Source organism: Streptomyces sp. UF-297 (assembly GCF_058245575.1).
Genome location: NZ_JBSIBZ010000116.1, coordinates 1 through 25,263, shown reverse-complemented (window position 1 = coordinate 25,263; position 25,263 = coordinate 1). Strand labels below are relative to the sequence as shown.

At 73.4% G+C, this 25,263-nt stretch carries 22 protein-coding genes and 1 pseudogene; 5 read left to right on the top strand and 18 right to left on the bottom strand.

Translation table 11 applies throughout. The features are described from left to right. Positions 1-73: 73 nt before the first annotated feature. Genes AC4IJH_RS39380 through AC4IJH_RS39365 form a run of 4 tightly spaced genes read right to left on the bottom strand, consistent with a single transcriptional unit; the run spans position 74 to position 5,197 of the window. On the bottom strand, positions 74-694 hold the full coding sequence (locus AC4IJH_RS39380) for a histidine phosphatase family protein (protein ID WP_490856805.1): 621 nt from the start codon (positions 692-694) through the stop codon (positions 74-76). Further along, the gene (locus AC4IJH_RS39375) at positions 691-2,184 is read right to left on the bottom strand and encodes an FGGY-family carbohydrate kinase (protein ID WP_490856804.1); all 1,494 of its coding nucleotides are present in this window, start codon (positions 2,182-2,184) and stop codon (positions 691-693) included. Before AC4IJH_RS39375 ends, AC4IJH_RS39380 begins: the two co-directional genes overlap by 4 nt. Next, the gene (locus tag AC4IJH_RS39370; RefSeq protein ID WP_490856803.1) at positions 2,177-3,820 is read right to left on the bottom strand and encodes an FGGY-family carbohydrate kinase; all 1,644 of its coding nucleotides are present in this window, start codon (positions 3,818-3,820) and stop codon (positions 2,177-2,179) included. Before AC4IJH_RS39370 ends, AC4IJH_RS39375 begins: the two co-directional genes overlap by 8 nt. 6 nt (positions 3,821-3,826) lie before the next feature. Next, positions 3,827-5,197, bottom strand: a complete 1,371-nt coding sequence (locus AC4IJH_RS39365) for an MFS transporter (RefSeq protein ID WP_490856802.1) — start codon at positions 5,195-5,197, stop codon at positions 3,827-3,829. 290 nt (positions 5,198-5,487) lie between these two features. On the opposite strand from AC4IJH_RS39365, the gene AC4IJH_RS39360 reads away from it, so the two are divergent. Continuing rightward, on the top strand, positions 5,488-6,297 hold the full coding sequence (locus AC4IJH_RS39360; RefSeq protein WP_490856801.1) for a DeoR/GlpR family DNA-binding transcription regulator: 810 nt from the start codon (positions 5,488-5,490) through the stop codon (positions 6,295-6,297). 15 nt (positions 6,298-6,312) lie between these two features. Here the strand turns inward: AC4IJH_RS39360 and AC4IJH_RS39355 are convergent, their stop codons facing one another. The 8 genes from AC4IJH_RS39355 to AC4IJH_RS39320 form a co-directional block, all read right to left on the bottom strand. Further along, entirely contained in the window at positions 6,313-6,969 is a 657-nt protein-coding gene (locus AC4IJH_RS39355) for an ABC transporter ATP-binding protein (RefSeq protein ID WP_490856800.1), read from the bottom strand. Further along, positions 6,962-7,861, bottom strand: coding sequence for an ABC transporter ATP-binding protein (locus tag AC4IJH_RS39350; RefSeq protein ID WP_490856809.1), 900 nt, complete (start codon positions 7,859-7,861; stop codon positions 6,962-6,964). The genes AC4IJH_RS39355 and AC4IJH_RS39350 overlap by 8 nt, the downstream gene beginning before the upstream one ends. A 113-nt stretch (positions 7,862-7,974) precedes the next feature. After that, on the bottom strand, positions 7,975-8,874 hold the full coding sequence (locus AC4IJH_RS39345; RefSeq protein WP_490856799.1) for an ABC transporter permease: 900 nt from the start codon (positions 8,872-8,874) through the stop codon (positions 7,975-7,977). Beyond that, the gene (locus tag AC4IJH_RS39340) at positions 8,867-9,823 is read right to left on the bottom strand and encodes an ABC transporter permease (protein WP_490856808.1); all 957 of its coding nucleotides are present in this window, start codon (positions 9,821-9,823) and stop codon (positions 8,867-8,869) included. Before AC4IJH_RS39340 ends, AC4IJH_RS39345 begins: the two co-directional genes overlap by 8 nt. Before the next feature lie 47 nt (positions 9,824-9,870). Beyond that, the gene (locus tag AC4IJH_RS39335) at positions 9,871-11,481 is read right to left on the bottom strand and encodes an ABC transporter substrate-binding protein (protein WP_490856798.1); all 1,611 of its coding nucleotides are present in this window, start codon (positions 11,479-11,481) and stop codon (positions 9,871-9,873) included. A 123-nt stretch (positions 11,482-11,604) separates the two neighbouring features. Beyond that, on the bottom strand, positions 11,605-13,017 hold the full coding sequence (xylB, locus tag AC4IJH_RS39330; protein ID WP_490856797.1) for a xylulokinase: 1,413 nt from the start codon (positions 13,015-13,017) through the stop codon (positions 11,605-11,607). Positions 13,018-13,131: 114 nt separating this feature from the next. Continuing rightward, positions 13,132-14,130: a zinc-dependent alcohol dehydrogenase family protein gene (locus tag AC4IJH_RS39325; protein WP_490856796.1), complete on the bottom strand. Its 999-nt coding sequence runs from the start codon at positions 14,128-14,130 to the stop codon at positions 13,132-13,134. A gap of 13 nt (positions 14,131-14,143) precedes the next feature. After that, a complete protein-coding gene (locus tag AC4IJH_RS39320) occupies positions 14,144-14,977 on the bottom strand; it encodes a DeoR/GlpR family DNA-binding transcription regulator (protein ID WP_490856795.1) in 834 nt (277 codons plus the stop codon). Between the two features lie 67 nt (positions 14,978-15,044). Here AC4IJH_RS39320 and AC4IJH_RS39315 point away from each other — a divergent pair. The 3 genes and pseudogenes from AC4IJH_RS39315 to AC4IJH_RS39305 all read left to right on the top strand — a co-directional run. After that, a pseudogene (locus AC4IJH_RS39315) lies at positions 15,045-15,446 on the top strand (MFS transporter); the annotation flags it as partial. Positions 15,447-15,549: 103 nt separating this feature from the next. Then, the gene (locus AC4IJH_RS39310; RefSeq protein WP_490856807.1) at positions 15,550-15,816 is read left to right on the top strand and encodes an MFS transporter; all 267 of its coding nucleotides are present in this window, start codon (positions 15,550-15,552) and stop codon (positions 15,814-15,816) included. Positions 15,817-15,992: 176 nt separating this feature from the next. Further along, positions 15,993-16,484 (top strand): cell wall hydrolase, encoded by a 492-nt coding sequence (locus tag AC4IJH_RS39305; protein WP_490856806.1) that lies wholly within the window; start codon positions 15,993-15,995, stop codon positions 16,482-16,484. A gap of 404 nt (positions 16,485-16,888) precedes the next feature. On the opposite strand, the gene AC4IJH_RS39300 is transcribed toward AC4IJH_RS39305, so the two are convergent. The 5 genes from AC4IJH_RS39300 to AC4IJH_RS39280 form a co-directional block, all read right to left on the bottom strand. Next, positions 16,889-18,124: an epoxide hydrolase family protein gene (locus AC4IJH_RS39300; protein ID WP_490856794.1), complete on the bottom strand. Its 1,236-nt coding sequence runs from the start codon at positions 18,122-18,124 to the stop codon at positions 16,889-16,891. Between the two features lie 168 nt (positions 18,125-18,292). Next, the gene (locus AC4IJH_RS39295; RefSeq protein ID WP_490856793.1) at positions 18,293-19,657 is read right to left on the bottom strand and encodes a hypothetical protein; all 1,365 of its coding nucleotides are present in this window, start codon (positions 19,655-19,657) and stop codon (positions 18,293-18,295) included. A 103-nt stretch (positions 19,658-19,760) separates the two neighbouring features. After that, positions 19,761-20,909: an acyl-CoA dehydrogenase family protein gene (locus AC4IJH_RS39290; RefSeq protein WP_490856792.1), complete on the bottom strand. Its 1,149-nt coding sequence runs from the start codon at positions 20,907-20,909 to the stop codon at positions 19,761-19,763. Next, positions 20,906-22,189, bottom strand: a complete 1,284-nt coding sequence (locus AC4IJH_RS39285; protein WP_490856791.1) for an acyl-CoA dehydrogenase family protein — start codon at positions 22,187-22,189, stop codon at positions 20,906-20,908. Before AC4IJH_RS39285 ends, AC4IJH_RS39290 begins: the two co-directional genes overlap by 4 nt. Next, positions 22,186-23,193: an NADPH:quinone oxidoreductase family protein gene (locus tag AC4IJH_RS39280; RefSeq protein WP_490856790.1), complete on the bottom strand. Its 1,008-nt coding sequence runs from the start codon at positions 23,191-23,193 to the stop codon at positions 22,186-22,188. The genes AC4IJH_RS39285 and AC4IJH_RS39280 overlap by 4 nt, the downstream gene beginning before the upstream one ends. A gap of 155 nt (positions 23,194-23,348) precedes the next feature. Here AC4IJH_RS39280 and AC4IJH_RS39275 point away from each other — a divergent pair, with 155 nt between their 5' ends. Beyond that, the gene (locus AC4IJH_RS39275; protein ID WP_490856789.1) at positions 23,349-24,230 is read left to right on the top strand and encodes a helix-turn-helix transcriptional regulator; all 882 of its coding nucleotides are present in this window, start codon (positions 23,349-23,351) and stop codon (positions 24,228-24,230) included. Here the strand turns inward: AC4IJH_RS39275 and AC4IJH_RS39270 are convergent. Next, positions 24,174-25,263: glycosyl hydrolase family 18 protein (locus AC4IJH_RS39270; protein ID WP_490856788.1), on the bottom strand; the 1,090-nt coding region annotated here is incomplete at its 5' end. The genes AC4IJH_RS39275 and AC4IJH_RS39270 overlap by 57 nt on opposite strands.

The window sequence follows — 25,263 nt, the reverse complement described above, 5'->3', positions numbered from 1 at the left end:
GCCGTCGGTCAGGCGGAGTTCGGTCAGAAGGAGCACCCCCTGAAGAGCCGGACAAAGACCGCAAGCAGGGCGGTCAGTGAGGGGCGGAGGCCAGGGCCGGAGCGTTGAGCCGCAGCAAAGCGGCCCCGCCGTCGGTCAGGCGGAGTTCGGTCAGAGCGCCGTTGTGGAGCTGGGGGAAGACCCGCCGGTAGTCGGCGAGCGGGATGCCCAGCTTCAGGCAGAGCAGGACGCGTACGAGGGTGGAGTGGGCGACCAGGAGGATCCGGCCCTCGGGGTGCTCGCGGGCGATGTCGGCCAGGCAGTCGGCGGCGCGCTCGGCGGCGCGGCGCGGGTCCTCGCCGCCGGGGAGGTGGTTGCCGACGGGGTCGGCGAGGAACGCCTCCAGCTCGCGCGGGAAGCGCCGGCGCATTTCGTCGCGGGTGAGGCCGTCGCCCCGGCCGAAGTCGACCTCGTAGAGGCGTTCGTCGATGCGCGGGGTCAGTCCGCAGGCGTGGGCCGCGGGGGCCGCGGTGAGGCGGGCGCGGGAGAGCGGGGAGCTCCAGACGCCGTCCAGGCGGGCGGTGACGGCCCAGTCGGCGAGGGCGCGGGCCTGCTCGTGGCCGCGCTCGGTCAGCGGCACGTCGGTGCGTCCGGCGTAGCGGTTCTCGGCGTGCCAGACGGTCTCGCCGTGGCGTACCAGGATGAAGTCGGTCACGGTGCGGCCCTCCTGCGGGCGTGGTCGGCCACGGTCTGGTCGAGCCAGCCACGGCGGGTGAGTTCGTCGAGGAAGCGGAGGTAGGCGGGGGTGTGGTGGGCGGTGCGGGCCGGGTCGGGGGTGATCTCCGTACGGATGCGGACCATCGCGGCGGCGGCCTCCTGGAGGGTGGCGCCGGAGCTGGTCGCGGCGAGTACGGCCATGCCGATGGCGCCCTCGGCCTGCTCGGGGAGGCGGACGGTACGGCCCAGCACCTCGGCGCGCAGGGTGTTCCAGTAGGTATTACGGGCGCCGCCGCCGGTGAGGGTGAGCGGCCCGTCGACGGGGGCGCCGAGGTGGTCGAGGTAGTCGAAGCAGAGGCGTTCCAGGCAGGCGACGCCGAGCAGGTGGGCGTGGAACTCCTGGGCGCGGGTGGCGACTTGGCCCAGGAGGAAGGGTTCGGCCTCGGGGGCGCGGAAGGGGAAGCGCTCGCCGCCGGTGGAGACCAGGGGGTAGGCGACGGCGCCGTTCTCCTGGTCGCGGGCGGCGGCGGTGAGGGCGTCGAGGTCCTCGCCGGGAAAGCGCCGGGACAGGGCGCCGGCGCCGGAGCTGGAGGCGCCGCCGGGCAGCCAGCGCTCCCCCGGTCCGCGGTGGCAGTAGACGACGCCCGCCGGGTCGCGGACCAGGTGGGGGCTCATTCCCTTCAGGACCAGGGTGGTGCCCAGTACGGAGTTCCAGGCGCCCGGCTGAAGGGCGCCCGCGCCGATCTGGGCGGCGCAGCCGTCCGTCATGCCCGCCACGATCGTGGTGCCCTCGGGGATGCCGGTGGCCTCGGCGGCGGCCGCGCAGACCGCGCCGAGGACGCTTCCGGGCCGTACGACGTCGGGGAACAAGCCCTGAGGCAGGCCCAGTTGGTCCATGACCTGGCGCGGCCAGCGCTCCTCGACGAGGTGGTAGCCACTCTTCAGGGCGTGGCTGGCGTCGGCGGCGACCTGCCGTCCGGCCAGCCGCCAGGTGATGAGGTCCACCTGGTGCAGCAGCCGGTCGCCGGTGTGGCCGTGCTCGGCCAGCCAGAGCAGCTTGGGCAGCGCCCAGGAGGGCTGCATGCTGCGGTAGCCGAGCGCTTCCCAGACGGCGGCACCGGCCTTGTTGACGGCGGCGGCCTGGTCGGCGGCGCGCCCGTCGTCGTACATCAGGCCGGGCGTCACCGGGCGTCCGGTGGCGTCGGCGAGCAGGACGGTGCCGGAGGTGCCGTCGAGGGCCAGGCTCCGTACGCGCGCGGGGTCGACGCCTGCAAGCGCCTCGCGGCAGGCGGCGGACAGGGCGCTCCACCACTGCTCGGGGTCCTGTTCGTGGCGGACTCCGGTGCGGTGGCTGTCCAGGGGGCGGGAGGCGGCGGCCAGCAGGCGCCCGGTGCCGTCGACGGCGACGCAGCGGGCGCTCTGGGTGCCCAGGTCCAGGCCCAGCCAGACGCCGTCGAGGGCGGGGCGGGTGGCTCGGTGGTCAGACACGCAGGTCTCCTGATGCGGGGTCGGTGGGGGCAGTGGGGTCACCGGGGTCAGTGGAGCCAGTCGTCCGGGGCGGCCGCGGGCCCGCTGCCGTCTGCGGGGACGCGGCCTGCCGAGGGAGGGCGGGGGCTCCGTCCAGTGGTCTCGGTGGCTGGGCTCCCCCGCCCTTCCAGCCGGCCTCGCGGGCGATGTCGCGCCAGTGCAGGAAGTCCTCGTACAGCTCGCCGTACAGGGCGGCGCGCTCCGGGTCCGGCTCCCAACTCCGGTGCATCCGGACGTACTTGGCGGCGGCGCTGTGCATGCTGGACTCCGCTCCGCACAGCACCAGGCCGGTGAGGAAGGCGCCCTTGGCGCCCAGTTCGGTGTCGCCGGAGCGGGCGGTGGGCACGCCGGTGGCGTCCGCGATCAGTGCGCACCACTCGTCGCTGTTGGCGCCGCCGCCGCACAGCCGCAGCTCGGTCACCTCCGTACGGGAGGCGGCGAGGGAGTCGCGCAGCACCAGCGAGAGGCCGTCCAGGACCGCGCGGGCCACATCGGCGCGGGAGTGCTCCAGGGACAGCCCCCACAGGGCGCCGCGGGCGCGCGGGTCCAGGAAGGGGGCGCGCTCGCCCGCCGGGGAGAGGTAGGGCAGGAACATCAGGCCGTGGGCGCCGGGCTCGGACTCGAAGGCGAGGCGGGCGAGTTCGGGCGGGCCGGAGAGGTGCAGGGTGCGGGCCGCCCAGCCCAGCACTTCGGCGCCGTTGAGGGTGGGGAAGGCGCGCAGCACGCGTTCGCGGCCGCGGTAGGCGATGTTGATGCCGGAGGGTTCGCCGGTGGTGTCCACGCTCTTGCGGACGATCTCGGTGCACAGGGTGGTGCCGAGGATGGCGCAGGCCTGGCCGGGGTTGACCACGCCGACGCCGCGGGCGGTGGAGGCGATGTCGTACGGGGCCATGACCACCGGGAGGCCGGCGGGCAGGCCGAGCTGCCCCGCGGCCTCGGAGGTGATCTCGGCGATCCGCTCGGACTCCCCCAGCACCTCGGGCAGCAGCCGCCGGTGGGCCTGCATGCCGAACAGCTCGATGACGGCCGGGTCGTAGTCGCCGGTGGTGTGGTCCAGGAACGGCGCCGAGGCGTCCGACTCGTCGGTGGCCCGTACGCCGGTCAGGCGCAGGAAGAGCCAGCCGGCGGCGGTCAGGCAGGTGCTGGATCGGGCCAGCCGGTCGGGGTCGTGGGCGGCGAGCCAGGCGAAGAGGGCATTGGGCATGCCGGCGCAGGTCAATGAGCCATTGCGGCGAAAGGCGGCCTCCAGGACGCCCGCGCGCTGCCACTGGGCGACCAGGTCGCCGGCCCGCCCGTCGGACCACAGGATGGCGGGCCCGGTGGGGCGGCCGCGGTCGTCCACCAGCCAGGCGCCGTCGCCCTGGGCGGTGAAGGACACCAGCCAGACGGGGTCGGACAGGCCGGACAGGTCGGACAGGACGTTGCGGACGGTGAAGACGACGGCGTTCCAGACGGTGTCCATGTCCTGCTCGGCCCAGCCGGGGTGCGGGCGCAGCACTTCGGTGGCCTGGCGGGAGACGGCGATCTCCCGGCCCCGGTCGTCGAAGACCACGGACTTGATCATGGTGGTGCCGACGTCGATGGCGAGTACCGACATGGTGGGTCACCGTCCCTTCGCGGCGGGTGCGCCGGCGGTCCGAGGGCCGGGCTGCCGCGGCTGCGGCAGGGGGTCGGCCGGGGTGGCGTCGGGGGCTGTGTCCGGGGCCTTCTTGGCGGTCTCCTCAGCGGCCTTCTCGGGGGCCTTCTCGGGGGCCTTCTCGGGGGCCTTGAGGAAGGCGGTGAGCAGCGCGCTGGCCGCGTGCAGGGCAGCGAAGATCCATACGACTCCCACGACACCGGCCGGTCCCAGGAAGACTGCCACGATCGCCGGTCCCGCGAAGGCGCTGGCGCCCGCGCCGAGGTTGAGGGCGGCCATCGCCTGCCCCTTGTGGCGGGGCGCGATCGCCGTCATCAGGGCGGACAGCGGTACGTAGCCGGAGAGGGTGGCACCGTAGAAGACGGCGGCCAGCACGGCGACGGCGAAGTTCGGGCCCGCCGCGTCCACGGCGTAGTACAGGGCGAGGGTGGACACCGCGCAGCCCACCCCTCCGCACCAGGCGACGGTGGTGCGCCAGCCGAGCTTGTCGCCCAGGACACCGAAGAGCAGGTTGGTGACGATGTTGGTGGCGAACATGATGCTCAGCAGCTGGAGCCACTGGCCCATGGTGAAGCCGACGCGCTCGGTGAAGAAGGCGGGCAGCATCACCAGGAACCCGAACTGCGAGGCCGTGTTGATCGTGCGGACCAGGGCTCCGGTGCCCACCCGCGGGTTGCGGTAGAGGATGGTGAGGCTGCCGACCAGCCCGGCCATCGGGCTGGTGCCCTCGGGGGCCAGGCGGTGCGAGCCGGTGCGTTCGCGGATCAGCAGCAGCGGGATCAGGCCGCCCACGGCCACGACGCCGAGCGCGGCCCACAAGGTGGCGTACTCGCCGATGTGCGGCAGCAGCGCACCGGCGGTCAGCGAGCCGAGGGTGGGCAGTCCGGCGGAGAAGGCGCACCAGAACCAGCCCATGGCGCTGCCCATCTGGCGGCGCGGCGCGACGGCGGCGATCCAGACCAGGAAGGCGTACGCGAAGAGCGGGTAGCCCAGGCCGCGCAGCCCGTAACCGAGCAGCAGGAGGGGGTAGTCGGCGGCGGGGATCGCGACGGTGAGGAAGAAGACCTGGGCGACGACCCAGGCGGTCAGGCCCAGCCACATGACCTTGCGCGGGCCCCACAGGTCCGACAGGGCACCGGCGAACCAGGCGGCGACGGTGCCGGTGACGCCGTAGACGGTGAAGACCGTGGCGACGTCGGAGGGTGCCACGCCCAGTTCGGACAGGTACGGCGCGAGGTAACCGGCCTCGATGCCGGTGCCGGTCATGAAGACGAGGATGCCGAGATAGCCCCAGGAGATGGCGGGCGGCATGCCCAGCCGTGTTATCAGCAAACGCACAGTCGATGGAGGAGGGTTCGCCATTGAAGCTCCCCTTTCTGCGGCGGCGGGTCGGGGGTCGGGGACGGAGCTGCGGTGGGGTCGGTGACACCGATGCAACATTCCGGCCAAAGGACCGGTCAATCGCCGCGGAGATCTTCGCATCGGGGCCGCGGCCCGCCGTGGTGCGTTGACCGCCGGGGCGGCTCCGGGCCCTGTGTGCGCGAGGCGGGGAGCGGCTTTCGCGCGTGAAGTCCGTGCGAAGATAACGTGGCTACTTCACATGAGTGTGTGGGTGAGGAGGCCGGAAAGTGGACCGGCTCGATGTGCAGGAGGAGCGGCGACGCCGGATGCGGGAGGCCGTCCTGGCGCGCGGATTCGTGCGGACCGCGGCGCTGGCCGAGGAGTTCGGCGTCTCGCTGATGACCGCGCACCGCGATCTGGACGCCCTTCAGGCGCAGGGCTGGCTGCGCAAGGTGCGCGGCGGCGCGACGGGTCTGCCCTCGGCGCAGTTCCACGGCAGCGTCAGCGAGCGCATGGCGACCATGGCGCAGACCAAGCAGGCCCTGGCCCGCGCGGCGGCGACACTGCTGGCCCCCGGCCAGACGGTGCTGCTCGACGACAGCACCACCTGTCTGCTGCTGGCCCACCAGTTCGCCGGGCACACCCCGCTCACCGTGATCACCAACTCGCTGCCCGCCGTCACCACCCTCGCCAAGGAGCCGGGCATCTCCCTGATCACCCTGGGCGGCGCGTACTTCCCCGCGTACGACGCCTTCATGGGCCTGCACACCGCCGACTCGGTACGCGCCTTCCGCGCCGACGTCCTGTTCCTGTCCACCACCGCCGTCACCAACGGCCGCTGCTACCACACCTCTCCGGAGACCGTGCAGGTCAAGCGGGCCATGATGGAGAGCGCCGCGCGCAGCGTCCTGATCGTGGACCACACCAAGTTCACCAAGGACGGCCTGTACGCCCTCGCGCCGCTGTCCGCCTTCGCCCTGGTGATCGTGGACGACGGCCTGGCGGCGGAGGAAGTGGCGGCCGTACGGGCGGCGGGGACCGAGGTGATGGTGGTCGCGCGCTCCGGTCCGGCCTCCGGTCCGACCGAAGAGGCCTGACTTTGCCGACACGCCCTAGGGCGCCAGTTCCTCCCACCGCACCGTGCGGTCGCACCAGCGGTCCAGGAGGGTGCGGTCGTGGCCGACGGCGAGGAGGCCCGCGCCGGTTTCGTGGCGGTAGGCCTCAACGACCGCTACCAGTGCGGCCGTTGTCGAGGCGTCCAGCATGGCGGTCATCTCGTCGCAGATGAGGTAGCGGGGGCGCAGGACCAGGGCGCGGGCCAGGCAGGCGCGTTGGAGCTGGCCGTCGCTGACCTCGTGGGGGCGGCGGGCCAGCAGGTCGTCGCTCAGGCCGACGGCGGGGGCCAACTCGGCGATGCGGGCGGGGATTTCGGCGCGGCGGCCGGTCGCGCGCAGGGGTTCGGCGATCAGGTCGGACAGGCGCAGGCGGGGGTCGGCGGAGAGCCGGGGCTGCTGGAAGATGACGCCGAAGGCGGTGCGGTGCTCGCGGGGCGCGCGGTGGCGCCAGGCGGTGACCGGCTCGCCGTCCAGGAGGACCGTCCCCGCGTCGGGCCGGTGCAGCAGGGCGGCGACCCGGGCCAGGGTGGACTTGCCGCAGCCGCTGGGGCCGAGCAGCCCGATGGCCCGGCCCGGTTCGACGGTGAGCGACACACCGCGTACGACGGGGTCGCGCCGGTCGTATCCGGCGGTGATGTCACGCAGTTCAAGCATCGGCCGGCTCCGGGGCGTGGTGGCAGGCGACCCCGTCGGTCAGCGCGGGGACGGTGGCGCAGCGGTCCGTGGCGCGCTCGCAGCGGGCCGCGAAGGCACAGCCCTCGGGGAGCGCGCCCAGTTCGGGGGGCATGCCGGGGATGGGGGTGAAGGCGCGCCCCGGGAGGGCGTCGAGCAGGCCGCGGGCGTAGGGGTGGCGGGGGCCCGGGCTGCCGAAGAAGGCCTGGGCGTCGGCGAGTTCGACGATCCGTCCGGCGTACATCACCGCGACGCGGTCGGCGATCCGCTCGGCCGCCTCCAGGTCGTGGGTGATCATCAAGAGCGCGTGGCCCTCGTCGACATGGCGGCGCAGTTCGTCGGCGGTGCGGTGCACCAGCTCGCGGTCCAGCCCGGTGGTGGGCTCGTCGGCGAGCAGCAGCGGTGCGTCACCGACCAGGGCCAGGGCGGTCGCCGCGCGCTGGGCGAGCCCGCCGGAGAGCTGGTGCGGATAGCGGTCCAGGTGGTCGGCGGGGAACGCGGCGCGCTCGGCCGCCGCCAGTGCCGCGGCCCGCACCTCGTATTTGGCGGTGCCCGTCAACTCCCGGACGGTCTCCTCCAGTTGGGCGCGTACGGTGCGTACGGGCGTGAGGTGGGCGGCGGGCGACTGCGGTACGAGCCCGATGCGGCGGCCGCGTACCGAACGGGCCAGTTCGCGCTCGGTGGCGGTGAGCAGCTCCACCTCCCCCAGCAGCGCCGATCCGGCCGTCTGCGCGTTGCCGGGCAGCAGGCCCAGCAGCGCGGAGGCCAGTACGGACTTGCCGCAGCCGCTCTCGCCGACCAGGGCCAGGCACTGCCCCGGCGCGAGGTCGAAGGAGGCGTCGGTGACGGCGGCGACATGCCGGCCGCCGCGCATCCGGAAGCGTACGGACAGGCCGCGTACGGACAGGACAGGAGCGGCCTCGGGACGCTCTGCGCCCACCGTGCGGGGGCGCGCGGGCGTGTTCTCGGAGGCGGGCGCGGACGTGGTCACAGCATCAGCTCCGATCGGCGGCGCGGGTTGATCCGCTCCCGCCAGGCGCCGGCCAGGCCCGCGATGGCGAGGGTGGGGACGATGATGAACAGGCCGGGGAAGAGGGTGGGCCACCAGTCGCCCGCCAGCAGCGTGCCGCGCGCGGCGTTGACCATGGTGCCCAGGCTCGCCTCGTGCGCGGGCAGGCCCAGGCCCAGGAAGGACAGCGCGGACTCGTGCCAGATGGCGTGCGGCACCATCAGGACGGCGGCCAGTCCGGCCTGCGGCAGTACGCCGGGCAGCAGGTGCCTTACCGTCACCCGCCACCGGGAGGCGCCGCCGGAGACCGCGGCGTCGATGTAGGGGCGCGAGCGCAGCGAGAGCACCTCGGCCCGCACGATGCGCGCGGTGGACAGCCAGTGCGTCAGCGCGACGGAGATGACCACCGGCCACACGCCAGGGCGGAACATCGCCACGATGAAGACACCGAGCAGCAGGTGCGGCACGGAGGAGAACAGGTCCACCACACGCATCACGGCGCGGTCGGTCCAGCCGCCCAGCGCCCCGGCCAGCGCGCCGACCGCGGTGCCGATGACGGTGGCGGCCACCGCCGCGACCACCCCGACCAGCAGCGAGACGCGCAGCCCGTACACACAGCGCAGCAGCAGGTCGCGGCCGACCTCGTCGGTGCCGAAGGGGTGGGCCAGGGACGGCGCTTGGAGTTTGGCGGCCAGGTCGACGGCCTGCTTGTCCAGGGGGACGAACAGCGGCACGAGCAGCACCGCCAGGACGATCAGCGCGACCAACGCGGCGGAGGCACGCACCCGCAAGGTGCGGGAGGTACGGGCGCCGGAGCGCCGGGTGCGCGCCGCGTGCCAGGCGGTGACGTCGGCGGGCGTCTTGGTGATCTCAGCCATCGAAGCCCACCCTCGGGTCGGCGAGTCCGTACAGCAGGTCGGACAGCAGGTTGCCGAGCAGCACCGCGACGGTGGCCAGCACCGTGAGCGCCGCCAGCAGCGGGAAGTCGACACTGGTGGCGGCGTCCACGGTGGCCGAGGCGATGCCCGGCCAGCTGAAGACGGTCTCCACCAGCAGCGCGCCGGTGATCAGTTCGGGCACCCGGGAGCCGATCAGGGTCAGCACCGGGAGCAGTCCGGAGCGCAGGGCGTGGTGCAGCAGTACGGTGCGTTCGCTCAGCCCGCGCGCCCGCGCGCCGCGCACCGGGTCCTCCTCCAGCGCGTCCCCGACCCCTTGGCGTACGTACAGCACGAACCAGGGGAGCTGGGAGACGGCGAGGACGAGGGCGGGCAGCACGACATGGCTCGCGATCTGCCCGGCGGTGGCGACCTGGCTGCCGGTGTCGGTCAGCCCGCCGGCCGGCAGCACGCCGAGCTTGAGCGCGAAGAGCCACACGGCCAGCAGCCCCAGCCAGAACGGCGGGGCCGCCTCCAGCGCGTAGGCGACGGAGGTGACGGCCCGGTCCAGCAGCGAGCCGCGGCGCCGGGCCGCGAGCACGCCCAGCACCGTGCCCAGCACGATCGCGATCACGAAGGCCAGTGCGCACAGCAGCACCGACCAGCCGATGCGCTCGCCGATGACCTGCGAGACCGGGGCGCGCAGCGTCGCGGAGTCGCCGAGGTCGCCGGTGAGGGCGCCGGTCAGCCAGTGCCACCAGCGGGCGGGCAGCGGCTGGTCGACGCCGAGGTTGTGCCGGATCTGGTCGAGGTTCTCCTGCGAGGCGGTCAGCCCTGCCGTGCCCGCGTACGCCTTGACGGGGTCGAACGGCGAGGCCGCCGCGATCGCGAACACCCCGAAGGTGACGGCGAGGAGGACGGGGACGGCGAACAGTGCGCGCCGTCCCGTCATCCGCGCCATCGGCCCCCAGGGGAGGGACTTCGCCCTGGCTGCCGCGCTCACTTCTTGGGCTGCCAGTCCTCTACGTTCCACCACGGGCCGGAGGCCAGGCCGTGATCGTGCGGCTCGACCTGGGTGGTCAGGCCCTCCCCGCCGGTCTGCCACTTGTCGTTGATCACGTACATGTGGTCGACGTGGGTGAGGAAGGTGTACGCCGGGTCGTCCACCAGCTCGCGCTGGACGGTGTCGTAGGCGGCCTTGCGCTGCTTCGGGTCGTCCGTGCGGCGGGCGTCCACCAGCGCCTGGTCGACCTTCTTGTTGTCGTAGCGCGACATGTTGTTGAAGCCGTCGCCCGCCAGCGAGGAGTGCAGCAGCAGGTACTGGTCGAAGTCCGGGTCGGCCGGGCTGCCGCCGCCCGCGAGCACCGCGTCGTTCTTCATGTTCGGCTCGATGGCCTCCCAGGTGCCCGACTCGACCTTGGCCTCGATGCCCGCCTTCTTGGCGTCGGAGGCGAAGGCCAGCGCGTGCTTCTGGCGCAGGGTGTCACCGGTGAGGTACCAGAGCTTGAAGGAGGCGCGCTCGCCGTCCTTGGCGCGGATGCCGTCCGCGCCCTTCTTCCAGCCGGCCTCGTCGAGGATCTGCTCGGCCTTCTTCAGGTCGTGGGCGCGCTCGGTGCCCTTGGTGAACCAGGGGCTGTCGGTGGGCACCGGGCCGTAGGCGGGCTTGCCCGCGCCGTCCAGGATGCCGTCGACCATCGCCTTGCGGTCCACGGCCACGTCCAGGGCCCGGCGTACGGCCTTGTCGCCGGTGACCTTGCCCGCGCTGGGCAGCGTGACGTTGCGGTAGTCGAAGGTCTTGGCGGCGAGGGTCTTCTTGTCCTTGTAGGACGTGAAGGTGGCGGCGAGGTTGGGCGGCAGGATGGCGCCGTCCAGGTCACCGGCCTTGAGCCGGGTGGCCCGTACGTCGTCCTCCTTGATGACGGCCATGGTGAAGTTCTTCACCTTCGGCTCGCCGCCCCAGTAGTGGGGGTTGGCCTTGAAGGTGAGCTTCTCGCCCTTGGACCAGTTGGCGAGGACGTACGGCCCTGTACCGACGGGCTTGGTGGTGAAGGAGCCGCTGTTGATGTCCTGCTTGCCCGCGATGTGCTTGGGGGCGATGGCCAGGACGGTGCGCTCGGCGAACGGCGCGTAGGGGTACTTCAGGTGGAAGACGACGGTCTTGTCGTCCTTCTTCTCGACCTTGTCCAGGGCGTCCAGTTCGGCCTTGGAGGCGTTGTTGGTCTTCTCGTCGAGGATCGTGTCGTAGGTGAAGACGACGTCGTCGGCGGTGAAGGGCTTGCCGTCGGAGAACTTCACGCCCTGGCGCAGGGTGAAGGTGTAGGTCTTGCCGTCCTCGGAGACCTGCGGGAGCTTCGCGGCGAGGGCCGGCTTGAGCTTCATGGCCGCGTCGTGGGTGAGCAGCCCGTCGAAGATCTTGGAGTTGCCGTCCTTGCCGTAGCCGAGGAGCGGGCTGAGAGTCTCCGGCTCGTTGGCGATGCCCACCACGACGGAGTCCTTGGCGCCGCCGGCGCCGCCCGTGCCGTCGGTGGGCGTCGAGCAGGCCGCCGCCCCGAAGGCCACCGTGCCGGCCATCGCCGTGGCGGCCATTCCCCGTATCGACCGGGCCGTCATGCCCACACCCCTTTTGCTTCATCGAGATCGACTGCTCTTGCAAATCGATTGCAATTAAAGCGCATGTAAACGGGCGGCCAGGAACCGGTCCGCACTCCGGCGCCGACCGGTCCGGGGCAGGGGTCAGCGGGGTGCGTACAGCGCCTGCCGGGCGCGTGCGTAGGCCGCGCGGGTCTCGGTGCCCGCCGCGCCGCCGTCCTCGGGCGCCGGGATACGGACGGACTGCGCCACCGGCCAGCGAGGCGGCTGCTCCGCACCGCTCAGCGCCCAGGCGGCCTGGCGGGCCGCGCCCAGGGCCACGTACTCGTCGGGGCGCGGCACGCTCACCGGGCAGCCGAAGACCTGGGCCGCGATCTCGCCGACCACCGGGGCCTTGGCCGCGCCGCCGGTGAGCAGCACGCGCCGTACGGGCACGCCTTGTCCGCGCAGTGCGTCCAGCGCGTCCGCCAGGCCGCACAGCATGCCCTCCACGGCGGCGCGGGCGAGGTTGTGCGGATACATGTTGGCCTTGCGCATGCCGTGCAGACTGCCCGCCGCCTCGGGGAGGTTGGGGGTGCGCTCGCCGCCGAGGTAAGGCAGCAGGACAAGGCCGCCGGCGCCCGGTTCGGCCTGCCGGGCGAGGGGGTCGAGCGCGGTGCGGTCGGTGTCGAGCATGCGGGCGGTGGAGCTGAGGACCCGGGCGGCGTTCAGGGTGCACACCAGCGGCAGGAAGCGGCCGGTGGCATCCGCGAAGCCGGCGACCGCGCCGCCCGGGTCGGCGGTGGGGTGCGCGGTGCGGGCGAAGGCGGTGCCGCTGGTGCCCAGCGAGACCACCACATCGCCGTCGCCGATGCCCAGGCCCAGGGCCGCGCCCATGTTGTCGCCGGTACCCGCGGCGACCAGCGTCCCGTCGGGGGTGTGCCCGGCGGCCTCGCGGGGGCCCAGGACGCGCGGCGGCGCGGGTTCGCGCCCGCGGAAGGCGAGCTTGAGCAGGTCGGGGCGGTAGCGGCCCTCGGCGGGCGAGTAGTAGCCGGTGCCGGAGGCGTCGCCGCGGTCGGTGACCGGCTCGGCGCCCGTCTCCCGGCCGCCGAGCAGCCGCCAGGTCAGCCAGTCGTGCGGGAGCATCACCGAGGCGGTGCGGTCGGCGAATCGGGGCTCGTGGTCGGCCAGCCAGCGGAGCTTGGCGGCGGTGATGGCGGCGACGGGTACGGTGCCGACCGCCCGCGCCCAGGCGTCGGGCCCGCCGAGGTCGGCCACCAGGTCGTCGGCGGCGGACGCGGAGCGGGTGTCGTGCCACAGGAGCGCGTCGCGCACCGTACGACCGCTCGCGTCGACCGTGACCAGGCCGTGCTGCTGCCCGGCGACCGCGACCGCCTCGACCCCGTCCTGCAGACCGGTAGCGGCCGCTCGCAGGGCAGTCCACCAATGACGCGGGTCGGTCTCGGTGCCGTCGGGGTGCGGGGCCCGTCCGCGGCGCAGCACCTGTCCGGTGTCCGCGTCACAGACGACGATCTTGCAGGACTGGGTGGAGCTGTCCACCCCGGCGACGGTCGCCATCGTGCTTCGTACTCCCTCGGGCGGGCGGTCTCAAGCGGACGGTCTCGGGCGGGCCGCCTCAGACGGACGGTCCCGGGCGGACGGTCTCAGGCGGGCAGTCCCGGACACACGGTCTCAGGCGGACGGGCGGATCTGGATCTTGCGGCCCGCTCCGGCGCGGAAGGTCTCCAGCGCCTCGGTGAACTCCGCCAGCCCGAAGCCGTGCGTGATCATGATGTCGGCGTCCAGGGCCCCCTTGCCCATCAGCTCCACGGCCCGGCCGAAGCTGTGCACCACGGCCATCGAGCCGACCACCGTGATCTCGTCGTTGTAGATACGGAACGGCGAGATGGCGGCCGTGGCGTCCGAGGGCGCCACCCCGAACTGCTGATAGGTGCCGCCGCGGCGGACCCGCCCTATGGCGTCCTCGATGACCGGTACGACGCCCGTGCAGTCGATGACGATCTCCCAGCCCTGCGGCCGGTCCAGCGCGTCGGCGCCGGTGGCCACGGCGTCGGCACCCAGCCGCTCGGCGACCTTGAGCCGGTCCTGGTTGATGTCGACCATGGACACCGAGGCGGCGCCCGCCCGCACCGCGAGCTGGAGCATCATCAGGCCCATCGTGCCCGCGCCGTAGATGAGGTAGTGCGCGCCCAGGTCGCGGGGCAGCACGTCGAAGGCGTGCACCGCGCAGGACAGCGGCTCGATCAACGTCCCCTGGGCCAGGTCCACACTCTCCGGGAGCCGGTAGCAGTTGGCGGCGGGCGCTTTCACGAACTCCGCCATCGCGCCGTCCACGGTGTCCCCGATCGCGCCCCAGCGCTCGCACAGATTGCCGCGGCCGATCGCGCAGAAGTGGCAGGCGCCGCAGAAGAGGGAGGGATCGACGGCGACCTTGTCCCCGGTGCGTACGCCGGTGACGCCCGCGCCGAGGGCGACGACCTCGCCGGTGAACTCGTGCCCGGGGATGATCGGGTACGGCGTGGGCGCGAACTCGCCCTCCACGATGTGCACATCGGTGCCGCAGATACCGACGGCCGCGACCTTGAGCACCACCTCACCGGGGCCCGGGGTGGGGTCCGGCACGGTCTGCACGGAGAACGTCCCCGGGGTCTCGATCACTACTGCGCGCATGGGCTGACTCCTGTCAGGTGGTCTCGGGGTTCTCGGCGGTAGCAGCCGCCCCGGCGGGCCGCACGATGTGGACGGGGACGCCGAGCCGTTCGATGGCCGCGACCTCCTCCTTGGGGGTGGCGCAGTCGGTGACGACCAGGTCGTACCCGGAGGCGTCGCCGTAGCCGTGGGTGGCGGTACGGCCGAACTTGGTGTGGTCCACGGCCAGCGCACCGCGGTCGGCGGCGCCCTGCATGGCCTCCTTCATGTCCGCCCACTCCTGGACCGGGTGGTAGAGCCGTCCGGCCTGCAGGGAGGTGGGCGAGGAGAAGGCGATGTTGGCGCGGATGCGGGCGAGTTGGCGCAGGGTGTCCGAGCCCGCGCAGGCCTCGAAGTCGGCGCGGTAGCGGCCGCCCAGCACCACCACATCGGTGCCCGCGGTGCCCGTGCCGCCGATCAGCCCGGCGATCCGCAGCGAGTTGGTGATCACCGTCAGGCCCTCGATACGCGCCAGTCGGCGGGCGAGCGGGAAGAGGGTGCTGCCGCAGTCCATCAGGACGGTGTCACCGGGGTGCACCTCCTTGACGAGCACCCCGGCGAAGGCTTCCTTGGCCTCGGTCTCCTGGAACTCGCGGTAGCGGGTGGTGGTCTCCAGGGTGACGTCGGGCAGCGCGACGGCCATCCCGCGCCGCTTGCGCAGCAGCCGGCGGGCCTCCAAGTCGGCCAGGTCGCGGTGCACGGTCATCGTGCTGACCTGGAGGGTCTGCGCCAGCGCGTCGATACGGACCGCGCCCTCCTCGATCACCTGGCGCAGCAGGCGACGGCGTCGCTGCTCGACCTCGGCCTCCGAGCCCCGGCTCTGCACCACGGTGTGCACCTCCTGCGAAACCTGCCCCGCATCTCGGAGGGCCGCCAAACATCACACACTTTGTGTGATGTCTGTGCAAGGCGTTGACCGGAATGAATTCCGCCGCTTTCCTCACCGAGGCGTTCGGACCGCTCCCCCGCACGGAGGTTCCCTTGTGACCGGCCCCCTCTCCCCCTCCCCCATGCAGCACCAACCCCCTTCCCCCGTACGGCCGTTGCTGCGCCGCGCGGGCATACCCCCGGCCCTGGCCTGGGGCTACCTCGGGCTGGTGCTGTTCATGGTCGGCGACGGCATCGAGGCCGGATACCTCTCGCCGTACCTCGTCGGCCTCGGCTTCTCCGAGAGCTCGGTCGGGGTGGTCTTCACCGCCTACGGGGTCGCGGCGGCGGTGGGCGCCTTCCTGGCCGGGGCCCTGCCGGACGCCTGGGGGCCGCGCCGGCTGATGGCGCTGGGCGCGGGCCTGTGGACCCTCTTCCACGTCCTGCTGCTCGCCGTCGCCATCCCCGCCGCCAGCTACCCGCTGATCCTGCCGAGCTACGGCGCAGGAGTGGCTGAATCCGCTCACCGTCGTGATGGGCACCAACCTCGCCTTCGTGGTGGTCTTCGGCGCCCTCGGGGACCGGTGGAGCAGGCGGCGGACGGTGGCCTGGTGCGGCGGGGTGCTCTCCGCGCTGGCCTGCCTCGCGCTGTATTACCTCCCCGTCGCGGCCGGCCACGACTTCCTGGTCGCGGCCGTCGCCGCCGGTGCGCTGGGCGCGGGCATGGCGGGTTACGTACCCCTGCCGCCGCTGATGACCGCTCAGGCGCCGGAGCGCAAGGGCCAGGTGATGTCGGCCTAAAGCCTCGGCGCCGGTGCCGGCGTCGCCTTCGGCCCGCTGATCGGCACCCTGTTCATCGGCCCGCTCGGCGTCCAGGGCGTCATGTGGATCTTCGCGGCGCTGCACCTGGCCAGTGCCGTACTGGCCCTCCTCATCGAGGAACCGCGCCCCGCCGCCCCCTCCGGCACGATGGCCTCATGACCCCCGAGCCGCCCCTCCCCCTCCTGCCCGACGGCAGCCCGCTGCCCACCGCCCTGCGCGAAGTCCCTTACGCCGGGGCCCTGTTCCCCGGAGCACCCGCCGCCTCGGCCCCGCTCTCCCAGGGCGCCAACTGCCAGCGCTACGCCTACGCCGTCCTGTCCCACTGCGGCTTCGCCGTCCCCCCGCTGCGCTCCGCGGAACTCTGGGCGGACACCACCGCGACGGCGCGCGTGCCCGCCCTCTCCGCCGTGCGCCCACTGGACCTCGTCCTCTTCGACGCCGGTCCCGTGCCCGGACGCCCACCGGGATACGGCGCGCACGTCGGCATCCACCTGTCCACCGACCGCGTACTGCACCTCTGCGCAGAGGTGGGCCGCCCGACGGTATGGCCGTACGCCGCCTTCGCCTCGCGCCCCCGCTATGCCCGCTTCCTCGGCGCCAAGCGGCCGGTGGTGGCGCTGAGCGCGCCGCTGGAAGGGCGGCCTTGAATCCGCGGGCCGGTGGGGGCTGGTCACGCAGTTCCCCGCGCCCCTTATGGGGGCGCCCTTGGCGGCCGCCGGTGTGTACGACGCGGAAGCGTGGAGTCCACCGGCGACGTGCGAGGTCGTGCGGTTCGCTGCGCCGGAACGGTGCCCGGCCGGGGGCGCGGGCAGGCTGGGCACCCGATTTCACCCCTGCCACGGGCGGGCCGAGGTCCACTGCCGGAAACCGGCCCGCGTGTACTCACCGAGGCGATGGGCCACCAGCCGCCTGTGCGGCCCCTGTTCACGCCCCAGCCAGCGCGCAGGATCGGCCACACCAGTGGTCCGCCGGAGTGGCGGGCCCCGGCCCAGGCGCCGACCGTGGGCCCCGGCTTCTTGGCATCCGTCGCCGGACCAGGCCGCAGGGTCGTTCAGGGCCTGCGGCCGCGGAAAGTGCGGCGCAGGTCGCTCACCCAGGCGTCGGGGTTTTCCCAGGGGATGAAGTGGCCGCCGTGGTCGTGGGCGTTGACGTTGACGTGGTGGAACCAGGCGGCCTGCGGGCCGGAGGTGAACGCTCGGACGCGCTCGTCGGCGGTGTGGATGCCGGGCGGGTTCTCGTACGTGACGAAGGTGAGGCCGACCGGGGCCTGCACGATGGGGGTGCGGTCGTGGGCGGGGGCCCAGGGGTAGCGGTTGGCGTTGGCGTAGTAACGCATCGACGTGGCGATGGAGTTGTTCGCCCAGTAGATCGTGGCGTGGGTGAGCAGGTCGTCCTTGGAGAAGACGGTCTCGATGTCGCCGCCGTTGTCGCTCCAGGCGTCCCAGCGCTCCAGCAGCCAGGCGAGCAGTCCGGCGGGTGAGTCGCTCAGCCCGTGCGCCAGGGTGGCGCCGTCGAGCATGTGCACGGCGAGGTGGGGCGCCCAGCGGTGGTCCATCTCGACGATGCGGGCGCGGACGTCGGCGGGCTGGTCGTCGGTGAGGGGCCGGTTCCGGGCGAAGTCCCAGGCGCGGGGGCCGGTGAAGAAGTCGAGCGGCAGTCCGGAGCCTATGTGGATGCCGTACAGCTCGTCGGCGTACTTGTGGCCGAGCTGGCTGGAGACGATCCCGCCGATGTCGCAGCCCCCGGCGGCGTACTTCTCATAGCCCAGGGTCTCGGTCATCAGGGTGTGCCACAGGTCGGAGACCTTCCAGAAGTTGACGTCCGGGAAGCCGGTGAGCGGGCCGGGGAATCCGAAGCCGGGCAGGGACGGCACGATGACCTCGAACGCGTCGGCGGGGTCGCCGCCGAACGCGGCAGGGTCGGCGAGCGGGTCGATCACCTTCGACCAGTGCCAGAACGTCCACGGCCAGCCGTGCGTGAGGATCAACGGGATCGGGCGGGGGCCGCGGCCGGGCTTGCGCAGGAAGTGCACCGGGACACCGGCGACGCTCACCTGGTAGTGCTCGTAGGCGTTGATGGCGGCCTCGGCCTTGCGCCAGTCGTAGCCGTCCCGCCAGTAGGCGACCAGCTCACGGAGATAGCTGTCCGGTACGCCGTAGGCCCCGTCCTCATTCCCCTCGTCCAGCGGCGGACGGGTCAGTGCGAGACGGGCGCGCAGGTCGTCGAGGACCTCGTCGGACACATGGATCGGGGTGGGCTCCAGGGGGAAGGCGTGCGGCGCGGTCATGGCGTGGTTCCTTACTGGCCGGAGGCAAAGCGGTGCCGTCGGCCCGCACCATCCCCGCCTCGGTTCCCGGAATGCCGACACAGGCATGATCGCGAACACGACGAGCAGTTGACCACCGTGGTGCGTACGTGATCCCCGCTACCGCGCGGCCGGTGTCCGATGGCCGGGTCAGCCGTCGCCGAAGCCGCCGCCGAAGCCTCCTCCGTCGAAGCCGCCGCCGTCGCCGCCTCCGAAACCGCCGCCGAAGCCGCCGGAGAAGTCGTCGGAGTTGAAGTCGGAGCCGGTGAAGTCGCCGCCCTCGGGGCCGCTGTTGCCGAAGTCGGAGGCGTAGGCGGAGGGGGCCATCATCATGCTGCCGAGCATGGTGCCGACCAGCAGGCCGGGGAGGATGCCGCCGCCGAAGTAGCCGCCTGCCCAGGGGCCGTAGGCGGGGCCTGCGTCCCAGTAGGGGCGCTGGCCGTCGGCGGTCTGGACCGTGCGGGCCATCGGCTCCTGGCCCTCCTCCAGGCGGGTGCGGTCGGCCGCGCAGACCGGGACCGTGCGCGGTGCGCCGCCGGCCGGGGACCATTCCATGTCGGCGACGGACGGGCCGTGCCGCGGGTCGAAGAAGCACGGCAGCCGGCGCTCGGGCAGCGGCTCGCCCGCGCGCCGGGCGGCCAGCGTGGCCAGGGCGAACCTGCCGTCCTCCAGGGCCTGGGTGACGCCCTGGACCTCGCCGGGGTGCTTCACCGCGGCCATCGCCGTCTTGGCGTTCTCGTACGCGTCCAGGGCGTGGCTGTAGTCGGTGCGCATGGCGTCGTCGGCGCCGGGCTCGGACGGCGAGAAGTCCAGCCGGTCCAGTTCCTCGCCGAATGCGGTGATGTCCTCGTCGACGACCACCCGAAGGGCCTCCAGCTGGGCCTGCTCCTCGGCTTCCTTGCGCTTCTTGTTGCGGCGGTAGACGGCGTACGCGCCGCCGCCACCGGCCACCGCCAGGGCGCCCAGGCCGATGGCGGTGCCGGTGCCGATCCCGCCGTCACCGGAGTCGCCCCAGGCCGACGGGGCGCGGCCGCCGGCCTGTCGGTCCGCGCTGTCGACGAAGCTGTTCAGCCGCTGGTCCGCGCTGTCGTATCCGGAGCGGTTGACGGCGCCGACGAGGTTGCGGAGCGAGCTGGTGGACATCACGCGGGGGTCGGCGCGGGCGTCGAAGCGGTCGCCGAGCTGGACCGCGTACACGCCCGCGATACCGACCTTGGAGCGCAGGTCCCGGAAGAGGGTCGCGGGCGCGAAGTCGGCGTCGGCGGGCAGCACGGCGACGAACACCGGCTTCCCGGCGTCCTTGATCTTCTTGGCCAGGGCGTCCGCCTGGTCGGTGGGGAGCTTGTCGGCGGCGCGTGGGTCGACATGGACGGGCCCCTTCCGCAGGGCGGCCGCGGCCTCGTCGAGGCCTCCTGCCGCTCGGGCGGCGGGCGCCGTGGCGGCCAGGACCGCCAGCAGCGCGGCCACCATGGCGAGCACCGGCAGGAGCAGTGCGCCTCGGGTTGCGACCTTCATGCGTACGACCATGTGTACGACGCTACCTGAACCGCACTTTTCCGACATCACCGTTGCGTAACGGCGGCCCCTCGGCCCCGCGCCACCGCTCGGCGCCCGGCGCTCAGGGCGCCGGGAGGTCGGCGGACTGCGCCAGCGTCCCGCGGTGGTGCCCCGGCGTGCCCAGCGCGATCTCGTCGCTCTTGGCCCGCTTGAGATACAGGTGCGCGGGGTGCTCCCAGGTCATGCCGATGCCGCCGTGCAACTGGACGCACTCCTCGGCGGCGCGCACCGCGACCGGCGCGCAGTACGCCTGCGCCACGGCCACCGACAGCGCCGCGTCCGCACGGTCCCCGGCCAGCGCGTCTGCGGCGTCGCGGGCCGCGGCGCGGGCCGAGGCGATCTGGAGCCACAGCGCCGCCATGCGGTGCTTCAGGGCCTGGAACGAGCCGACGGGACGGCCGAATTGGTGCCGCTGACGGGTGTGGCGCACCGCCTCTTCCAGACACCACTCGGCGATGCCCAGCTGCTCGGAGGCCAGCAGTCCGGCGCCGGTCAGCAGGGCGCGCCGGACCGCCGCCGGGGCCCGGTCGGGGCCCGCGAGCCGCTGTCCGGGGGCGTGGTCCAGGACAATCCGGGCGAGCGGGCGGGTGAGGTCGAGCGGGGTGACGGACTCGGTGCGCACTCCGGGTGCGGACGCCTCCACGGCATACAGCGCAGCCCCGTCGGACTCGTGGGCCAGGACGAGCAGCACATCGGCGCCGGGCGCGTCGGCCACCGCACTCACCTCGCCGCTCAGGGTGGCGTCGGCGCCGGCCTGTACGGCGGTCCGCGGCAGGCGGTCCGGCGCGGTGGGCAGCGGCAGGGCCAGGACGCCCACGGCGCTGCCCCGGGCCAGCGCGGCCAGGTGCGCGGCGGCCCCGCCCGCGTCCTGGCCCGTGTCGCAGCCCATCAGCGCCGTCGTGGCGATGACCGCGCTGGTCAGGTACGGGACCGGGGCGACGGCCCGGCCCAGCTCCTCCAGGACGACGGCGGCCTCGCGCGGGCCCGCGCCCTGGCCGCCGAGCTTGTCCGGCACCAGCAGTCCCGCCGTCCCGATGTCCGCGGCCAGCGGGCGCCACAGCCCGCTGTCGTACGGGGAGCCGTCCTCGATACGGGCCAGGACGCTGGCGGGGGCGCCGCGGTCGGTGAGCAGGGAGCGTACGGCGGCGCGCAGGTCTTCCTCGGGCCCGGAGTAGAGCAGGTCGGGGCCGGCCGGGGTGCTCGCGGTCATCGGGGCAGGTCCTTCCAGGCGGCGTCCTTGTCGGTGCGCGGCTCGGGCGGCAGGCCCAGGACGCGTTCGGCGACGATGTTCAGCAGCACTTCGGAGGTGCCGCCCTCGATGGAGTTGCCCTTGGCGCGCAGATAGCGGTAGCCGGGCCCGCGGCCGGTGAAGTCCACGCCTTCGGGGCGGCGCAGCGTCCAGTCGTCGTAGGCCAGTCCCTGCTCTGCCAGGAACTCCACCTCCCAGCCGCTGATCTCCTGCGCGAGGCGGGCGAAGGACAGCTTCAGGCCGCTGCCTTCGGGGCCCGGCGCGCCCTTGGCCAGTTGCTGGCGCAGCCGCTCGCCGGTCAGCCGGGCGACCTCGGCCTCGGTCCACAGGTGCAGCAGGCGCTGGTGGAGGTCGTGGGTGCGCAGTTCCGGGTGGTCGCGCCAGGCCTGGGCCGCGACGCCGATCATGCCGGTCGCGCCGTCGGCGGACGTCTGCGGGCTCTCGCGGGGCCGGCGGGCGCCGCCGATGGCCACCCGCTCGTTCATGAGGGTGGCCTGGGCGACCTGCCAGCCCTGGCCGACCTCGCCCAGACGGTGCGCGTCGGGGATGCGGACGCCGGTGAGGAAGACCTCGTTGAACTCCGCCTCGCCGGTGATCTGGCGCAGCGGGCGGACCTCGACGCCCGGGTCGGTCATGTCGCACAGGAAGTAGGTGATGCCGCGGTGCTTGGGCACATCGGGGTCGGTACGGGCGATCAGGATCGCCCAGCGGGCCAGGTGCGCCGAAGAGGTCCACACTTTCTGGCCGTCCACGATCCAGTCGCCGCCTGCCGTGCCGGCCCCATCGGCACTGGGTTCCCGTACGGCGCGGGTGGCCAGCGCCGCGAGGTCCGACCCGGCGCCGGGCTCGCTGAACAGCTGGCACCAGACCTCCTCGCCGGTCCACAGCGGCCGCAGGAAGCGCTGTTTCTGCTGCTCCGTACCGAAGCGGAGGATGGTGGGGGCCGCCATGCCCAGGCCGATGCCGATGCGGCTCGGATTGTTGTCGGGCGCGCCCGCCGCCGCCAACTCGGCCTCCACGACCGCCTGGAGGGCGCGCGGCAGGCCCAGCCCGCCGAGCCCTTCGGGGAAGTGCACCCAGGCCAGGCCCGCGTCGAAGCGGGCCCGCAGGAAGTCGGGGGCCGGGGTGGAGTGCGGCGGGTGCGCGGCGAGCAACCGCGCCACGCGGCGGCGCAGTTGCTGTGCCTGCTCGCAGGTCCCGCCCGCCGGGCCGTCCGTCCGCGCGTCGTCTGCCGTGCTCATCGCTTCTCCTCGGCGTCGGGGATCACGGCCAGGCGGCCCACCGTGGTGCCGTCGGCGACGCGCTGGACCGCGTCGGCCGCGCCCGTCAGCGGCACCCGCTCGCCGATCAGCGGCCGGACGGCGCCCTGCGCCGCGAGCTTGGTCAGCTCCTGGTGGCAGGTGTCGACCGCGGCCGGGTCCTTGGTGTTGTAGAGACCCCAATGCAGGCCGAGGATGGAGTAGTTCTTGACCAGGGCGTGGTTGAGGGGCGGGGCGGGTACGGTGCCGCCGGCGAAGCCGACGACGACAATCCGCCCCTCGAAGGCGATGCACTTGACGGACTGGGCGTAGGCGTCGCCGCCGACCGGGTCGTAGACCACGTCCGCGCCCCGGCCGCCGGTGGCGTCCTTGACGGCGGCGACGATGTCCATGCCGTCCGCGCGCCGGTCCAGGACCAGGTCGCAGCCCAGTTCGCGGGCGGTGCGCGCCTTGTCCGCGCCGCCGACGACGCCGATCACATGGGCGCCCGCCGCCTTGCCGAGCTGGACGGCGGCGCTGCCCACGCCGCCCGCCGCGGCGTGCACCAGGAGGGTCTCGCCCGGCTGGAGGGCCGCGCGGCGGTGCAGGGCGAACCAGCCGGTCTGGTAGCCGATGTGCAGGGCCGCGGCCTCGGCGTCGTCCAGCGCCTCGGGAGCGGGCCGTACGGCTGCCGCGTCCGCGACGGCCAGTTCGGCGAACCCACCGTCGGGCAGCGGCGGTTGGGCCAGCACCCGCTGCCCCACGCGGTCCGCTGCGACGCCCTCCCCCGCCTCCAGCACTTCCCCGCAGATCTCCACGCCGGGTGTGAACGGCAGCGGCGGGCGCACCTGGTAGTGGCCGCGGCACAGCAGCGCGTCGGGGAAGTTGACGCCGGCGGCCCGTACCCGCAGCAGCAGTTGTCCCGGGCCGGGCCGGGGGTCGGGCACGTCCTCGAGCCGCATCACCTCTCGCGGCTCACCGTTGCGATGTACGCGCCATGCCTTCACTTCAGCTCCACCTCGTGACGTCGTGACGGGTGCGGCCCGCGGGCCCCGGTGCCGTGGGCATACTAAGCGGTCGGTATCCCTGGGGGAACAGGGCGTCCGTGCCTGGTACTGACAGGGTCAGGCTCGGCGCTGCACGATGATGGAGACTGATCTCCATGGACAAACCCGCCGAGTTGGGAAACTTTCTGCGCACCCGCCGCGCCCGGCTCCAGCCCGAGGACGTCGGTCTGGTCACCTACGGCGTCCGCCGCCGGGTACCGGGCCTGCGGCGCGAGGAGCTGGCGCAGCTGGCCGGGGTGAGCGCCGCGTATTACACCAGGCTGGAGCAGGGGCAGAGCCACAACGCCTCGGACGGGGTGCTGGACGCGCTGGCCCGCGCGCTGCGCCTGAGCGAGGACGAGCGGACGCACTTGCGCGAACTGGCCCGCCCCGCCAAGGCCAAGCGCCGCCCCGCCGTACGCCCCGACAAGGCCAGGCCCGGCGTGCTGCGCCTGCTGGACATGCTGGAGGGGGTGCCCGCGATGGCGATGGGCCGGCGCTTCGAAGTGCTGGCCTGGAACCGGCTGGGGCACGCCCTGCTGGCCGGGCATCTGGACTTCGACAGCCCCGCCCGGCCGCTGGACCGCCCCAACGCCCACCGGCTGCTGTTCCTGGACCCGCACACCCGCGAGCTGTACCCGGACCGCGAGATGGAGACCCGGCGCGCGGTCTCCTCACTGCGGATGGCCGCGGGCCGGCACCCCGAGGACCAGCAACTGGCGGAGCTGGTCGGTGAGTTGTCGATGAAGAGCGCCGAGTTCAGCGCCCTGTGGTCGCGGCACTCGGTGAGCAACTGCACCTTCGGCACCAAGCGCTTCCACCACCCGCTGGTGGGCGCGCTGGAGCTGGACTTCGAGCTGATGCAGACGCCCGACGGCTCCGGTCAGGGCCTGCTGACGTACACCGCGAAGGAGGGCTCCCCTTCGGAGGCGGCGCTGCGGCTACTGGGCGCGCAGCGCGCTCCAGAAGCCCGGGTCCTCGAATCCGAGCGCCCATAGGCCGGTGTTGCGCACCCCGTACTTCTTCAGCAGCGGCAGCTGGGCGGTGACGCCGCGCGCGTCCTGGTACCACACCAGGTGCGTGTCCTTGCCGTCCTTGTAGGTGAAGTGCGGGGTGCCGGAGTCGGCGTCGAAGCGGTAGGCGGCGCCCTTGGTCCGGCGCAGCGCCTCGGCCTCCTTCCATGTCACATGGCCCGCGCGGGACGTGGAGCCGTGGACCCAGTCCCAGCCGTAGCCGGGGAAGGCCACCTCGATCTTGTGCCGGGGGACGCGGGCCGTGGCGTACTTCAAGAAGGCCTCGTACCAGTCCCGGGAGGACAGCGGCCCCGGGCCGCCGCCCGACCAGTGCAGGTCGTAGCCCATGATCCGCATGCGGTCGGCGTGCCGGCCGATGAAGGCGTAGTCGTACGCGCCGCCGCTGCCCTCCGTGCGGGCCATCACCGTGATCACGCAGCTCTTGCCCAGGGCGCGCAGCCGCGGGCACAGCTCGCCGATCAGCGCGCTGTACCCGGCCCGTACGCGGTCCCGCAGCCGCCGGTCATGGGTGGCGTCCATGGTCTCGTAGTCCAGGTCCAGGCCGTCGTACGAGCGGCTGGTGGCGACCTTGAGCAGGGCGTCGACATGGGCCGCGCGGCGTCCGGGGCTGAGCAGCAGGGCGGCCATGTCCTTGGCCTCCAGGGTCTCGACGACGGTGGGCACGACCTTGATGCCGGCGGCGTGCAGGCCGTCGATGATCCGCCGCGAGCCCGCCCCGTCGTAACCCTTGATGGCGGTCGCGGAGTTGGTCTCGTACCAGAACGGGCTGACGGTGTGCAGCTGGTCCGCGTGGCGCAGCGCGTCGGCGTAGGCGGTCCGCTGGTTCCAGTAGGGCAGCCAGGCGGAGACCGTACGGCGTGAGGCGCCCTGCCGGTCCTCCTCGTCCGGGCCGGGCCGAAGATGCGCCGCGGCCGGGGCGCCCACGGGGGCGCCCTCGGCGGCGGCCGACTGCGCGAGCGGAGCCGTGAGGGTGGTGGGGGGGGGGGGGGGGGGGGTG

Excerpts from the sequence above, each read along its gene's own strand:
- AC4IJH_RS39370 (WP_490856803.1), bottom strand. The coding sequence starts at position 3,820 with ATGTCGGTACTCGCCATCGACGTCGGCACCACCATGATCAAGTCCGTG.
- AC4IJH_RS39355 (WP_490856800.1), bottom strand. The coding sequence starts at position 6,969 with ATGCTTGAACTGCGTGACATCACCGCCGGATACGACCGGCGCGACCCC.
- AC4IJH_RS39350 (WP_490856809.1), bottom strand. The coding sequence starts at position 7,861 with ATGCGCGGCGGCCGGCATGTCGCCGCCGTCACCGACGCCTCCTTCGAC.
- AC4IJH_RS39345 (WP_490856799.1), bottom strand. The coding sequence starts at position 8,874 with ATGGCTGAGATCACCAAGACGCCCGCCGACGTCACCGCCTGGCACGCG.
- AC4IJH_RS39340 (WP_490856808.1), bottom strand. The coding sequence starts at position 9,823 with ATGACGGGACGGCGCGCACTGTTCGCCGTCCCCGTCCTCCTCGCCGTC.
- AC4IJH_RS39335 (WP_490856798.1), bottom strand. The coding sequence starts at position 11,481 with ATGACGGCCCGGTCGATACGGGGAATGGCCGCCACGGCGATGGCCGGC.
- xylB (WP_490856797.1), bottom strand. The coding sequence starts at position 13,017 with ATGGCGACCGTCGCCGGGGTGGACAGCTCCACCCAGTCCTGCAAGATC.
- AC4IJH_RS39325 (WP_490856796.1), bottom strand. The coding sequence starts at position 14,130 with ATGCGCGCAGTAGTGATCGAGACCCCGGGGACGTTCTCCGTGCAGACC.
- AC4IJH_RS39310 (WP_490856807.1), top strand. The coding sequence starts at position 15,550 with ATGGGCACCAACCTCGCCTTCGTGGTGGTCTTCGGCGCCCTCGGGGAC.
- AC4IJH_RS39305 (WP_490856806.1), top strand. The coding sequence starts at position 15,993 with ATGACCCCCGAGCCGCCCCTCCCCCTCCTGCCCGACGGCAGCCCGCTG.
- AC4IJH_RS39300 (WP_490856794.1), bottom strand. The coding sequence starts at position 18,124 with ATGACCGCGCCGCACGCCTTCCCCCTGGAGCCCACCCCGATCCATGTG.
- AC4IJH_RS39295 (WP_490856793.1), bottom strand. The coding sequence starts at position 19,657 with ATGAAGGTCGCAACCCGAGGCGCACTGCTCCTGCCGGTGCTCGCCATG.
- AC4IJH_RS39290 (WP_490856792.1), bottom strand. The coding sequence starts at position 20,909 with ATGACCGCGAGCACCCCGGCCGGCCCCGACCTGCTCTACTCCGGGCCC.
- AC4IJH_RS39285 (WP_490856791.1), bottom strand. The coding sequence starts at position 22,189 with ATGAGCACGGCAGACGACGCGCGGACGGACGGCCCGGCGGGCGGGACC.
- AC4IJH_RS39275 (WP_490856789.1), top strand. The coding sequence starts at position 23,349 with ATGGACAAACCCGCCGAGTTGGGAAACTTTCTGCGCACCCGCCGCGCC.